Raw genomic sequence first — 13877 nt, forward strand, 5'->3', positions numbered from 1 at the left:
AGGGTCGGCTGCACGCGAGCGCGGGGCCGACCGGGACGAGTGGCGGTGCTCGCATCCTCGTCGCACCCGCGTCGTGTCCACAAGGGGCCGGCGACCCCGGCGACCGCTCAGCGAGGTTCGCGCAGCCCGCTGGCCCGCCGGACCGGGCGGTCGACGGCGGCGCGGATCGCGGACTGGGTGCCGACGACGCGGACGTGCTCGCGGGCGCGGGTGACCGCCGTGTACAGCAGCTCGCGGGTGAGCAGCGGCGACGACTCCGGGGGCAGCAGGAGCGTGACGCGGGCGAACTGGCTGCCCTGGCCGCGGTGGACGGTCATCGCGTGGACGGGCCGGACCGTCGGCAGCTGGTGCGGGCGGACCAGGCGCGGGTTGTCGGGGTCGCCGAACGCCACCGCGACGCCGGAACCGTCGGCGACGACGACGCCCGTGTCGCCGTTGTAGAGGCCGACCGACCGGTTGTTCTCGGTGACCAGGAGCGGGCGGCCCAGCGGCCACGCGCCGGTGCTGGGGACGCCGGTCGCGGCTGCGACCCAGGCCTCGGCGGTCTCGGCCCAGTGCGCGACGCCGAACGGCCCCTCGCGGTGCGCCAGCAGGAGGCGGTGGGCGCCGAGCGCGCGCAGGGCGGTTGCTGCGTCCCCGGCGCGGGCCGCGTCGGTCAGGGCCACGCCGGTCGTCTCGATGTCGGCGCGCAGGGCTGCGACGTCCGCAGGCGACAGCCGCTCGTCGGCCGGCTCCACGAGCGAGCGGTGCTCGTCGCCGGACCGCAGCAGGGCGAGCGTCTCGTCGGCGTCACCCGTGCGGATCGCCTCGGCGAGATCGGCCAGGGCGGTGCCGTACCGGTGGGCGTGCGTCAGCCGGACGACGCCGCGGGGGAGGGCGGCGACGAGGTCGCCCAGGACCGCGCCGGCCTCGACGCTCGCCAGCTGGTCGGGGTCGCCGACGAGGACGAGCCGCGCGGACGGACGCAGGGCGTCGGTCAGCCGCGCCATCAGGGGCAGCGAGACCATCGACGACTCGTCGACGATCACGACGTCGTGCGGCAGGCGGTGCTGCTGGTCGTGCAGGAAGCGGGTGGTCGAGTCCCGGCGGCGGCCGAGCAGGCGGTGGATCGTCATCGCCTGCAGGTCGCCGACGGCTGCGCGGTCCGTCGCCTCGAGGCGGGCGACCTCCGCGTGGACCGACTCCTGCAGGCGGGCGGCGGCCTTGCCCGTGGGGGCAGCGAGGGCGACGCGCAGCCCGGGTCCGGCGGCGGACTGGAGCGCCGCGACCAGGCGGGCGACGGTCGTGGTCTTGCCCGTGCCCGGGCCGCCGGTCAGGACGGTGAGGCGCGAGGTAGCCGCCGTCTCCAGGGCCGCGCGCTGGGCGGCGTCGGCAGGCAGCGGGAAGAGGCGCGCGACGGCGCCCGCCAGGGCCGCGGCGTCGGCCGGGGCCGGGCCGGCATCAGCGACGGCTCGGCGGACCGTCTGCTCGTCGCGCCAGTAGCGGTCGAGGTAGACGCGGCCGTCGACCCAGCGCAGCGGGCGGTCCGCCGGTCCGTCCGGTCCGTCGGCGACCAGAGGGCTGCGCCGCAGCGCCGCGTTCCACTCGTCGAGCGAGACCTGGGCGACGTCCGAGAGGACCACGCAGACCGAGCCGGCCCGCAGCGCGGCGACTGCGAGCGCAGCGGCGAGCAGGACGCGCTCGTCGGTCTCGCCGCCGATCGCGCCGAGCCGCCGTGCCACGTGCACGTCGGCCGACTCCAGCGTCCCGGCCGCCACGTAGGGGGCGAACGTCGCGGGCGCGCGCCACGGGACGGTCGGCGCGACGGTGTCGTCGGACCTCACGGTCACGGTCATGAGCGACCACCGGCGAGGAGGTCCGAGAGGGCCACGACGAGCGCAGCGGGTGGCCGCCAGGACACGACGCCGAACGGCACGCCGTCGGGGGCGACCGGGGTGGTCGGGCCGGCCATGCCGCGCAGGAAGAGGTACAGGCCGCCGCCGAGGTGGACGGCCGGGTCGTAGGACGGAACGCGCCAGCGCAGGTAGCGGTGCAGGGCCGCGGAGTAGAGCAGGAGCTGCAGCGGGTAGTGGGCGTCCATCATCGCGGCGAGGGTTGCCTCGGGGCGGTAGTGCCACAGGGACAGGGGCTCGTCGAACGCGCCCAGGCGGTTGGTCTTGTAGTCGACGACGAGGTAGCGATGGCCTCCCGACTCCGACGGCACCCGCAGGACCGCGTCGATCGATCCCGTGAGGTACCCGCGCAAGGGCGCTGCGGCGAGCGACTCGTCGAACCGGTCGGCGTACGCGGCGAACGGGTCGTCCGCCGGCAGGTGCGCCCGCAGCAGGCCCGCGACGTCGCGGATCGTGCGTGCCGACGAGGGGCCGCGGACGTCCCCGCCGGCCAGCGGCAGCTCGAAGTCGAGCTCGGCGAGGCGGTCGCGGGGGTGCAGGTCGGCGAGGGTGAGGTTCCCGGCCAGCGGGCCCAACGGGGTGCGCAGCGCGGGAAGGAGCGCCTCGGCGAGGTCCGTGGCCCCGTCCGCGCGCAGGGTCAGCTCCGCGGCGAGGTCCGGGGCGGAGGTGTCGACGAGCTCGAGCACCCGGTGCGTGAGCGTGCCGAAGAGCGTTCCGGCCGGGAGGTCGGCCATCGGGGACGCGATCGCGCGCAGCCCCGCCTCGACCGACGGGTCGTACGCGGCGTCGGGGGTCGCGACGACCACGTCCGGCTCGTCCTCGACGCCAGGCACCTCGGGCTCCGACCCCACCCGCTTCGCGTCGTGCGCGGCGGCGGTGAGCGCGGAGTAGGAGGTGCGGCGCCACACCACGTCGGGGCGCCGCCCGAGCACGGCCGCGTGCAGCTCGTCGGCCGAGGAGGCCGGGGGCGACCACGGCACCAGCGCGGTCGCCGAGGTGACCACGTCGAGCGTGAACGCGGTACCGGCCCGGGTGCGCAGGACCGCGGTCGTCTTGGCGTCGGTGGTCGTCTTCACGAGCTCGTCGGGGTTGCCGTTGGCGTCGCGACCGCCCAGCAGGAGCCGGCTGAGCGGGGCGCGGACCGAGTTCCGCGAGGGCGCCCACCACGCGACGACCTGGCTCGTGGCACGGGTCAGGGCGACGTACGCGAGGCGCAGGCCCTCGCCGGCGTCGGCCGCGGCACCGGCCCGCGCGGCCTCGTCGTACCCCGGGCTGCCCTTGCCGCCCACGTGCAGGAAGCGGTGGTCGTCGCGGTCGTAGCCGATCGTCGCCGGCGTCTCGGGGACCCACTGGTCCCACAGGTAGGGCACGAGGACGACCGGGAACTGCAGGCCCTTGCTCGCGTGGATGGTGATGACCTGGACCGCCGCGGCGTCGGTCTCGAGCCGTCGGCTGCGCTCCTCGGTGTAGTCGGTGCCCGCCTCGTCGACCCGGCCGCGCAGCCACTCGAGGAGCGCGGCGGGCCCGAGCCCGTCCTGGGTGGCGGCGACGTGCAGGGCCTCCCCGACGTGGCGGACGTCGGTGAGCCGGCGCTCGCCGTCAGGCACCTGCACGAGCCGCTCCCGCAGGCCCGCGGCCGCGGTCGCCTCGAGCAGCGAGGCGACCCCGTGGTCGTCGAGCACGCGCGACCACGACCGCAGCCGGGCGCTGAGCTGGTCGCGTTCCTCGTCGGACGCCGAGGCGAGCTGCGTCGCGGTCCAGCCGACGAAGGGCGTCAGTGCCGCCGCGGACACGAACCCGGGGACGCCCGGGCGGGCGAGCGCCGAGAGCAGGATCAGCCAGTCGCGGGCGGACGGGGTGTCGAAGACGCTGGACAGCATCGAGATGACGGCGGGAACGCCCACGGCCGTGAGCGCGCGCTGCACCGCGACGGCGTGGGCGTTGACGCGGGTGAGCACGGCGATGTCGCCCGGCCGGACGGGGCGCCAGCCGTCTCCGTCGGCCAGCTGTTCGTCGCGCAGGGTGCTCAGGACCTGCGCGGCGACGTCGGCGTGCACGAAGTCGCGAACGCGCGCGACCGGCGGGGTCTTCGCGTCGTCGGGTGCCTTGAGGGCTTCGCGGGTCACCTGCCGGATGCGGACGGCCGGTCCACCGCTCAGTCGCCGGCCCGTGCGGGCGGGCTCGATCGGCCGCACCGTGATCCGCGGGTCGCCGAGCGCGGTGCCCGACAGGATCGGGGCGAGCCCGTCGAGCACAGCGGGGTCGGCGCGCCAGTTGCGGTGCAGCGTCTGGGTGGACGCATCCGCGCGGGCGCGCAGGTAGGTGTGCACGTCGGCGCCGCGGAACCGGTAGATCGCCTGCTTCGGGTCGCCGATCAGGACGAGCGTGCGGTGCGTGTGGAACGCCGTCCGCAGGATGTCCCACTGCACGGGGTCGGTGTCCTGGAACTCGTCGACCATGACGACGCGGTACCGGGACCGGACCCGTGCGGCGGCGACCGGGCTGTCCGTCACCGCGTCCCTCAGCAGGACCAGCAGGTCGTCGTAGTCGAGCACGTGCTGTGCGCGCTTGCGGCGCAGGAGCTCGGTGCGGGCGGCGGTGGCCAGGCCGAAGGCATCCCGCGCCCGCGACCCGGCGGCGGCGTCGACCGGTTCCAGCACGGCGGCCGAGTCGCTGATCGCCTCGTGGGCGATCTGCCGGGCGTCCGCGACGGTCAGCGTCGGCTCGGCCGTGTCCTTGTACTTGCGCAGGTAGAGATCGTCGACGACCTCCGCCTCCAGGTCGGCGATGTCCGGGACCAGCCGCGCGTCGGGCTCGACGTCGCCGATCGTGCCCAACGACGCCAGCATCTGCTGGCAGAAGCCGTGCGTCGTCGTGATCGTCGCGGCGTCGAACTCGGCCAGCGCGACGGTGAGGCGTGCGGCACGCTCCTCACGCTCGGTCTCGGCGAGCAGCGCGACGACCGGGTCGCCCGCCGGCAGCTCGCCCGTGCGCAGGGCCCGCTCGACCTCGACGAGCCGGTCGCGCACGCGCTCACGCAGCTCCGAGGTGGCCATCCGGCTGAACGTCACCAGGAGCAGCTCCGGCAGCCGGGCCGCACCCTCCGCGACGTACCGCGCCGCGAGCGAGGCGATCGTCGTCGTCTTGCCCGTGCCGGCGCTGGCCTCCAGCACGACGGTGCCCTGCGGGAGCGGGCCGCAGACGTCGAAGGGGTCGAGCTCGCTCATGCGAACGCCACCTCCTCGTGCCTGATGAGGTCCGACCAGAGCGCCACGGAGAGCGCGCCGAGCTCGCTCGCCGGGAGCCGGTCGAAGGTGAAGGGGTCGCCGAACGCGAGCAGGAGGTAGGGGTCCACGGACTCGAACCCGCCGCGCCCGGCGGCCGCGTCCGCGGCGACCCCGAGCTCGGTGCGCGCGGCCTCGAGCGCGTCGGGCTCGTCGCCTCCGCCCACCCGGTGGTGCGCGTAGGCGTAGCTGGTGCCCAGCGGCAGCGGCAGCGGCGTGCACAGGGCCTGGTCGCGCAGGTCGACGAGCCCGGCGAGCATCGCGAGGGCGGCGTCGGGCGCGGGCGCAGCGAGCATCGCGACCCGCGACCGCAGGCCGACGCCCCGGCCGATCGTCGCGGCCGTGAACGTGCGGTCCGGGAACGCCGCGGTCAGCGCGAGCAGCTGGACCCACGCCCGCAGCCGGTGCTTGGGCGCCAGGCGCGAGAACACCGTGCGGACCAGCACGTCGCCGCGCAGCCCGTTGACCGTGCCCGTGACCACCCGCCCGTCCGGCAGGGGGACCGTGACGTCGACGCTGGTCGCGGCCTCGACCAGGTACCGCTGCGAGGCCGCGAGCAGAGGCTCGACCTGCGCCTGGATCGCCTGCAACGCCGAGCCGCCGAGGGTGGCGGGGGGCATGTGCCCGCGACGACGCTCCGCGGCGGCGGCGTCCGCCAGCGGCACTCCGGCGAGCACGGCCTGCAGCAGCCGGTCGCCGATCGGCCAGCGCTCCAGTCCGCCGAGCTCAAGGGGGAGGCGGTCGTCGAGCTGGGAGTCGTCGCCCGGCAGGCTGGCGCCGAGCCGGCCCCGGACGAAGGCGCGGACCGGGTGCTCGAGCGTCGAGGCGAGGGTGTCGAGGTCGATCACGTCGTCGGCCGGCGGCGCGAGCGGCGTCGGGACGAAGGGCTGCACCGAGGCGTGGGTCGCGCGGTGCGCGCGGGCGGCGGCGAGATCGAGCACGTCGAAGCTGAACGCGTCGGGCCGACCGAGCGCCCCGGTGACGAAGTTGCGCTCGTCGACCGTCTGCAGCGGGTGCCGGACGATCCGTGCCCGGGCGTCGCCGTCGACTGCGGCATCGAGGGCGTCCAGCAGCTCGCCGACGGGGACGGCCGGGGGTCGCGGCGCGCCCGTGCGCTCGTCGGCACCCGAGTACACGACGACCAGGTGCTCCTGGGCGCTCGTGACGGCGTCGAGAAAGAGCTGGCGGTCCTCCTGCCGGACGTCGCGCTCACCGATCAAGGGATCGCGCGCCAGGATGTCGTCGCCGTCGCGACCCGACCCGCGGGGGAACGCCCCGTCGTCCATGCCGAGCAGCGCGACCACGCGGTGCGGCACGGCCCGCATCGGGGCCAGCGAGCAGACCGTGAGCGCGCCGGTGCGGAAGCCGGACCGGGTCGGCCGACCGACGAGCTGCGGCTCGAGCAGGGCGACGACGTCGGGCAGCCGGAGCACGGACTCGCCCGCGACGGCACGCGCCTGCGCGAGCGCCCGGGCGGCTTCCGCCTGCTGCCAGCGGTCGGTCGGTGCGACGTCGGTGAGCAGGGTGACCGCGTCGTCGAGCGCGTCGAACCAGTGCCCCGCCGGGTGGGCACCTGCCAGGAGCGCCAGTGTCCCGGTGAGCCGGTCGAGCATCTCGGCGAGGCGTCCGACGAGGTCCACGTCGGTCGAGCCGACGTCGTCGACGGGCAGGACCGTGCCGACGAACCGCTGGTCCTCCTCGGCCATCGCGACCCCGAGCAGGAGCCGGTCGAGGGCGGTGGACCACGTGCCCTGCGGGAGCGAGCCGAGCTGGTAGCGCTCGCGGCGGGCGAGGTCCTCTCCCCAGCGGACGCCCGACTCGACGGCCCACGTGCGGATGCGGTCGAGCGCCTCGTCGTCGAACCCGAACCGGCGGCGCACGGGTGCCTGGCCCGCGAGGTCGACCACCGCCGAGGCGCCGACCCGCGAGTCCGCGAGCTCGAGCAGGGTGGCCACGACCGCGAGCACCGGGTTCGCCCGCGCGGGCGCACGGTCGGCGATCCGGACGCGCAGGGTGCGTCCCGGGTGCTCGGGGGAGTCGTCGTCGGTGCCCGCGGCCGGCCCGAACGCCGCCTCGACGAGGGGGGCGAACGCCTCGACGTCGGGGCACATGACGATGACGTCGCGCGGCTCGAGCGTCGGGTCGTCGGCGAGCAGTCCGACGACGATCTCGCGGAGCACCTCGACCTGGCGCGACCGGCCGTGGCAGGCGTGCACCTGGACCGAGGCGTCCGCCGGGACCCGTGGCCCGTCCGTCCGGTCGTCGGCGATCCGCCGCTTCAGCGCACCCAGGGCGGTGCCGGGCTTCGGGGCGGACGGGAGCACCGTGACCTGGGGCCGCAGGGCCGACACGCGCGTCGCGAGCTCGACGGCGTCGCCGGCCATCGACGCGAGCATCGGGTGGTGCGCGGGCGTCCGCAGCGACGACCGGCGCGGACCCGCGGGACCCAGCAGGTCCCAGAGCGCGAGCGACGGCTGCGGCAGCCAGAGGTGGACCTCGCGGTGCACGGCGAGAGCGTCCAGCACGCGCAGATGGCCGTCGGGCAGCGCGGTGGCGCCGAACACCGACAACCGCGCCGGTAGGTCGACGCTCGACGCGTCGTCGCGCAGCCGCTCCACCACCTCGTCGAGGCGCTCGGCGGGAGCCGGGACACCGACGGCGTCCCGCACGAGTCGCCAGACCTGGGCCTGCCAGGTCAGGTCGTCGGGCAGCGCCTCGCCGAGGCCGTCCTCGTCGCCACCCAGGGCCCAGGCGCGCAGCATGGCCGGGCGCTGCGCGTCGTACGAGCCGAACAGCCGGGCCAGCCGGTGCGCGAGCCGGAACCGGCGGCTGCGCCGGACCTCGTCGGAGCTGTCGCCGAGGTAGCGCCGGACGGTCGCCAGCCAGGCCTCGTCGAGGTGCGCGTCGAGCGTGCCGAGGACGAGCCACGGCAACCGCTCGGGACCCCACGGGTCGGCTTCCGGCGCGCCGGACAGGGCCTGTGCGACCAGCCGCGTCGGCGACGGGAAGAGCACGTTCGCGCAGATGCCGTCGCCCGACCCGGTGCCGAGCCGGTGCGAGAGCCGCTGCGCGACCCACCGCTCGACACCCCGCGTCGGCACGGCGACGACGTCCGGGACGAACGGGTCGGCCGGTGCGTCGGCGAGGATCCCGGCGAGGGCGTCGACCAGCACGTCCGTGCGCTCGGCCACGTGCACCCGCAGACCCGTCACGTCCGGCACTCTAGCCACGCCGTCCGACACGCGAACGGCTCTCTCCCCAGGTCAGGAGGAGATGCGCTCGCGGGCCAGCGTGACCAGCTTGCCGATGTTCACCGTCCAGCCGACGCCGAACACGCGCGGGTTGATGAACCCCGCGTCCGGGTTCCACATCCGCTGCTTGACGCGCTCGAGCGTCGGGAAGCGCAGGTCGTACGGCACGAACCCGACGATGGTCCCGTTCCACGTCCGCTCCTCGGGCGGGGTGCGCAGCTCCTTGACCACGGCGGTCACCGTCAGCGCGAACGCGACCAGCTTCCAGAAGCGGCGGAAGTTCTGGCTCCGACGGGCGCGCTCTTCGGGCGTGGGCATCTCGACTCCTTGGTCCGCGGTGGCTCTGGTCCTCCCGACACCCTGCCTCAGTTCCGTCGACGAGGGAACCGCCTGCCTCAGGACCGGATGAACTCCAGCAGGTCGGCGTTGATCGTGGCGGCCTGCGTGGTCGGCATCCCGTGCGGGAAGCCCGCGTACGTCTTGAGCGTCCCGTTCTGCAGGAGGGCCGCGGACAGCGGGCCGGAGTCCTCGTAGGGCACGATCTGGTCGTCGTCGCCGTGCATGACGAGCGTCGGCACCGTGATCTTCTTCAGGTCCTCGGTGAAGTCCGTCTGCGAGAAGGCGACGATGCCGTCGTAGTGCGCCTTGGCGCCGCCCATCATCCCCTGGCGCCACCAGTTCGCGATGATCGCCTCGACCGGCTCGACGCCGTCGCGGTTGAAGCCGTAGAACGGCCCGGACGGCAGGTCGCGGTAGAAGGCCGAGCGGTTCGTGGCCACCTGCTCCTGGAGCCCGTCGAAGACCTCCTTGGGCAGGCCGCCGGGGTTCGACTCGGTCTTGACCATGATCGGCGGGACGGCGCTGATGAGCGCGGCCTTGGCGACGCGGCTCTCCCCGTGGCGGGCGATGTAGTGCACCACCTCACCGCCGCCGGTCGAGTGGCCGACGTGCACGGCGTCGTGCAGGTCGAGGTGCTCGGTGACGGCGGCCAGGTCGTCGGCGTAGTGGTCCATGTCGTGGCCGTCGGCGGACTGGGTGGACCGGCCGTGGCCGCGCCGGTCGTGGGCGACGACGCGGTAGCCGTTGGCGAGGAAGAACATGAGCTGGGCGTCCCAGTCGTCGCTCGACAGCGGCCAGCCGTGGCTGAACACGATCGGCTGCCCCGAGCCCCAGTCCTTGTAGAAGATCTCGATGCCGTCGGTGGTGGTGATGGTTCCCATGACTGTGCTCCCAACAGGTCGGTCCCTCGACACTATGGTCGGACCGGACGCCTCGCGACCTATCCTGGCGACCGGTCGGTGAACGCTGGACGAAGGGACGACGAGTGACCGCGCAGCCCGTGCTCACGCCGCTGACCAGCAACGCGATCTTCCTCGTGCTCAGCGTGCTGCCCGGCGGCGAGGCCCAGGTCCGTGACGCGCTGACCGAGGTCACCGGGCTGCAGCGTGCGGTCGGTTTCCGCGACCCCGCCGCGGGGCTCGCGGTCGTCACCGGAATCGGCTCCAAGGCGTGGGACCGGCTCTTCGCCGGCAGTCCACGGCCCGCGGGCCTGCATCCCTTCCAGGAGGTCCACGGCGACAAGCACCGTGCCGTGGCGAGCCCGGGTGACCTCATGTTCCATATCCGGGCCACGCGCATGGACTTCTGCTTCGAGCTCGCGACGCACCTCGTCGACCGGCTGCGCGGTGCCGCCGTCGTCGTCGACGAGGTCCACGGCTTCAAGTACTTCGACGAGCGCGACCTGCTCGGGTTCGTCGACGGGACCGAGAACCCCGTGGGTGCTGCGGCGCTGGCGGCCGTCACGGTCGGTTCCGAGGACCCAGGGTTCGAGGACTCCAGCTACGTCATCGTCCAGAAGTACGTGCACGACCTCGACACGTGGAACGCCTTGCCGGTCGAGGTGCAGGAGCACGTGATCGGGAGGACCAAGCTCGCGGACATCGAGCTTCCCGACGACATCAAGCCGACCAACTCGCACGTCGCCCTCACGGTGATCGAGGAGCCCGACGGCACCGAGCGCAAGATCGTGCGCGACAACATGCCGTTCGGCCGGGTGGGCGAGGGGGAGTTCGGCACCTACTTCATCGGGTACGCGAACCACCCCGACGTGATCGAGCTGATGCTCACCAACATGTTCGTCGGCAAGCCGCCGGGCAACTACGACCGCATCCTCGACTTCTCGACCGCGGTCACCGGAAATCTGTTCTTCGTCCCCACGGTTGAGTTCCTCGACGACGGTCCGTCCTCGACGTCCGAGATCGCCCAGGACGAAGCAGCACCACCCACCGACTCCTCGCTGGGGATCGGCAGCCTGAGAAGGAGCGACCCCTGATGAACAACCTGCACCGCGAGCTGGCGCCGATCTCGGACGCGGCCTGGGAGGACCTCGAGGCCGAGGCCCGTCGCACGTTCACGCGGCACGTGGCCGGCCGGCGCGTCGTCGATGTCGTCGGACCCACGGGGGAGTCGCTCGCCGCGGTCGGCACGGGCAAGGTCTCGCCGGTGGCGCCGCCCGCCGACGGGGTCCGCGCGCAGGTGCGCCTGGCCCAGCCCCTCGTCGAGCTGCGCGTGCCCTTCACGGTCGACCGCCAGTCCGTCGACGACGTGGAGCGAGGCCGCAAGGACCCCGACTGGCAGCCCGTCAAGGACGCGGCCAAGCAGATCGCCTTCGCCGAGGACCGCGCGATCTTCGAGGGCTTCGCCGCCGCGGGCATCGAGGGCGTGCGCGCGGGCATCTCGAACGAGCCGGTCGCTCTGCCCACCGAGATCCGCGACTACCCGACTGCCGTCACCCAGGCGCTGACCGAGCTCCGGCTCGCCGGCGTCGACGGACCGATCGCCCTGCTGCTGTCCGCCGACCTGTACACGGCCGTCACCGAGACCTCCGACCACGGCTACCCGATCCGCGAGCACCTCGCCCGCGTCGTCGACGACATCATCTGGGCGCCCGCGATCGACGGCGCGTTCCTGCTGTCCACCCGCGGCGGCGACTACGAGCTGCACCTCGGGCAGGACCTGTCGATCGGCTACCTGTCGCACGACGCGGCGAGCGTCCAGCTCTACTTCCAGGAGTCGCTGACGTTCATCGTGCAGACGAGCGAGGCGGGCGTCGCCCTCACGCAGTAGTGGACGGCCCCAGGGCCAACGGCAGGATCACCGAGTCGATCATCCGGACGATGAAGTCGTCGTCGACCTTCAGCCCGGCGACCATCTTGCGGTAGGAGATCATCGCGGGTGCGACCGCGGACACGATGTCGAGGTCGATGTCGTCGCGCAGCTCGCCGCGCTCCTGGGCCCGGTCGAGGAGCGCGCGCATGAGGGCGACGCGGGTCCTGACGAACTGCTCGTGGAAGACGCTCGCGACCTCGGGGTTCTCGCGGACCGCCGACATCAGGCCGGACATGAGCTCGGTGGTGTCGTCGCTCGGGCGACCGAAGCGGACGGCCATGAGGTCGCCGCGCAGCGTGCCGGTGTCGGGGATGTCGTCGATCGTCACCATGAAGCCGCGTGCGCAGACGACGGCCTCGACCGTGAGCTGCACCTTGGACGGCCAGCGGCGGTAGACCGTGGCCTTGCCGGTGCCCGCGCGCTCGGCGACGGCGTCCATCGTCATGCCGTCGAACCCCTCCTCGGCGAGGAGCTGGCGCGCGGCCTCGAGGATCGCGTCGTCCTTGGACTCGTCGCGTCGTCGGCCCGGCTTGCGCGCCACCGTCGTCGTCTCCACCAGGCCCCTTCCGTCGAGCGCTGCGCCCAAGAACTACATGACAGATGTAACGATACCCGGGGGTTCCGGAACTGGCGAGTTCTGTAATAGAGTCGGTTGCACCGACCACGACGTCTTCCAGGAGCAGAGCCATGTCCACCCCACTCGTAGAGACCAAGCACCGCTGGTGGGTCCTTGCCACCGTGGCGCTCGCACAGCTCATGGTCGTGCTCGACGCGACCATCGTGAACATCGCGATGCCCTCCGCCCAGGCGGACCTCGGGTTCAGCGACAACGACCGCCAGTGGGTGGTCACGGCGTACGCCCTCGCGTTCGGCAGCCTGCTGCTGCTCGGCGGGCGGCTCGCGGACATGTTCGGCCGTCGCCGCATGTTCCTCATCGGCCTCGTCGGCTTCGCGGTCGCGTCGGCCCTCGGCGGTGCGGCGCAGAGCTTCGAGATGCTTGTCGGGGCCCGCGCCCTGCAGGGTGCGTTCGCAGCGGTCCTCGCGCCGGCCGCCCTCTCCGTCCTGACGACGACGTTCACCGAGGCCAAGGAGCGCGCCCGCGCGTTCGGCGTCTTCGGCGCGATCGCCGGCATGGGCGGCGCCATCGGCCTGATGCTCGGCGGGTTCCTCACCGAGAACTTCAACTGGCGCTGGAACCTCTACGTCAACGTGATCATCGCCGTGATCGCGTTCGTCGCCGGCAGCGTGCTGCTGTCCAAGACCGTCGTGCGGCACCACAACCAGCTCGACCTGTCGAGCATCCTGCTCGCGTCCAGCGGTCTGTTCCTGCTGGTCTTCGGCTTCTCGCAGGCCGAGCCCAAGGGCTGGTCCTCGCCCGAGGTCTGGGGCTCACTGGCGGCCAGCGTCGTCCTGCTGGTCGGCTTCGTGATCCGTCAGCGCACGTCCGAGTTCCCGCTCCTGCCGCTCTCGATCGTGCAGGACCGCGATCGCGGGGCGTCGTTCCTCGCGATCCTCGTCGCCGGTTCGGGCATGTTCGGCGTCTTCCTGTTCCTGACGTACTACCTGCAGCTCACGCTCGGGTACTCGCCCGTCCAGACCGGCACGGCGTTCCTGCCGATGATCGTGTTCATCGTCATCACCGCGCAGGTCCAGAACAACATCCTGGTGCCGCGGTTCGGCCCGAAGGTCGTCGTGCCGGTCGGCATGGCGCTCGGCGCGGGCGCGATGCTCGTGTTCACCACGCTCGAGGCGGGCAGCCCCTACTGGCACGTGCTGGTCGGCCTGGTCCTCATGGGCATCGGGATGGGCTCGATCATGCCGCCGTCGTTCCAGGCCGCCACCCTCGGCGTCCCGCGGTCGTCCGCCGGTGCCGCCTCGGCCATGGTCTCGACGAGCCAGCAGGTCGGTGGTGCCATCGGCACGGCCGTCCTGAACACGATCGCCGCGACCGCCGCGGCGGCCTACATCGCCGACAACCAGCCGGCCGGCCCCGAGGTCGTCGCGGCCGGTGCGATCCACTCGTTCTCGGTGGCGTACACCTGGTCCGCGGGGATCTTCCTGTTCGGGGCGATCCTGACCGCGAGCCTGTTCCGCACCCGGGGCGACCGGGCGGCCCGCCTCGCTGCCTCGGAAGCAGCCGCGGCACCGGCCGCACCCGCCGCACCTGCCGACGAGGCGCCTGTGCTCGCGCACTGAGCCCGTCACCACAGAGCGCCCTCGACCGGCTGGACCGGTCGGGGGCGCTCTGTCGTGCATCCGGGTGGGGCCAGACCGGGCCCCCG

General features: G+C 73.6%; 9 protein-coding genes. 3 read left to right on the forward strand and 6 right to left on the reverse strand.

Annotation, left to right across the window (positions count from 1 at the left end):
- Positions 1 to 107: 107 nt before the first annotated feature.
- From recD to AC1DUE_RS07445, 5 genes are all read right to left on the reverse strand, one after another.
- Positions 108 to 1835, reverse strand: coding sequence for an exodeoxyribonuclease V subunit alpha (recD, locus tag AC1DUE_RS07425; protein WP_477038761.1), 1728 nt, complete (start codon positions 1833 to 1835; stop codon positions 108 to 110).
- A complete protein-coding gene (locus tag AC1DUE_RS07430) occupies positions 1832 to 5119 on the reverse strand; it encodes a UvrD-helicase domain-containing protein (protein WP_477038762.1) in 3288 nt (1095 codons plus the stop codon). The genes recD and AC1DUE_RS07430 overlap by 4 nt, the downstream gene beginning before the upstream one ends.
- Positions 5116 to 8388 (reverse strand): exodeoxyribonuclease V subunit gamma, encoded by a 3273-nt coding sequence (recC, locus tag AC1DUE_RS07435; protein ID WP_477038763.1) that lies wholly within the window; start codon positions 8386 to 8388, stop codon positions 5116 to 5118. Before recC ends, AC1DUE_RS07430 begins: the two co-directional genes overlap by 4 nt.
- 51 nt (positions 8389 to 8439) lie before the next feature.
- Entirely contained in the window at positions 8440 to 8745 is a 306-nt protein-coding gene (locus AC1DUE_RS07440) for a DUF5808 domain-containing protein (RefSeq protein ID WP_477038764.1), read from the reverse strand.
- Positions 8746 to 8822: 77 nt separating this feature from the next.
- Positions 8823 to 9647 carry an alpha/beta fold hydrolase gene (locus AC1DUE_RS07445; protein WP_477038765.1) on the reverse strand — a complete coding sequence of 275 codons (825 nt, stop codon included), beginning with the start codon at positions 9645 to 9647 and terminating at the stop codon, positions 8823 to 8825.
- Positions 9648 to 9751: 104 nt separating this feature from the next.
- Here AC1DUE_RS07445 and AC1DUE_RS07450 point away from each other — a divergent pair, with 104 nt between their 5' ends.
- Both AC1DUE_RS07450 and AC1DUE_RS07455 read left to right on the forward strand, forming a co-directional pair.
- Positions 9752 to 10759, forward strand: a complete 1008-nt coding sequence (locus AC1DUE_RS07450; protein WP_477038766.1) for a Dyp-type peroxidase — start codon at positions 9752 to 9754, stop codon at positions 10757 to 10759.
- Positions 10759 to 11553, forward strand: coding sequence for a family 1 encapsulin nanocompartment shell protein (locus AC1DUE_RS07455; protein ID WP_477038767.1), 795 nt, complete (start codon positions 10759 to 10761; stop codon positions 11551 to 11553). Before AC1DUE_RS07450 ends, AC1DUE_RS07455 begins: the two co-directional genes overlap by 1 nt.
- Here the strand turns inward: AC1DUE_RS07455 and AC1DUE_RS07460 are convergent.
- A complete protein-coding gene (locus tag AC1DUE_RS07460) occupies positions 11543 to 12151 on the reverse strand; it encodes a TetR/AcrR family transcriptional regulator (RefSeq protein WP_477038768.1) in 609 nt (202 codons plus the stop codon). The genes AC1DUE_RS07455 and AC1DUE_RS07460 overlap by 11 nt on opposite strands.
- A gap of 131 nt (positions 12152 to 12282) precedes the next feature.
- On the opposite strand from AC1DUE_RS07460, the gene AC1DUE_RS07465 reads away from it, so the two are divergent.
- Positions 12283 to 13791, forward strand: coding sequence for an MFS transporter (locus tag AC1DUE_RS07465; protein WP_477038769.1), 1509 nt, complete (start codon positions 12283 to 12285; stop codon positions 13789 to 13791).
- The last annotated feature ends 86 nt before the right edge of the window (positions 13792 to 13877 follow it).

It is taken from the genome of Cellulomonas sp. P4_A2, from assembly GCF_056402515.1.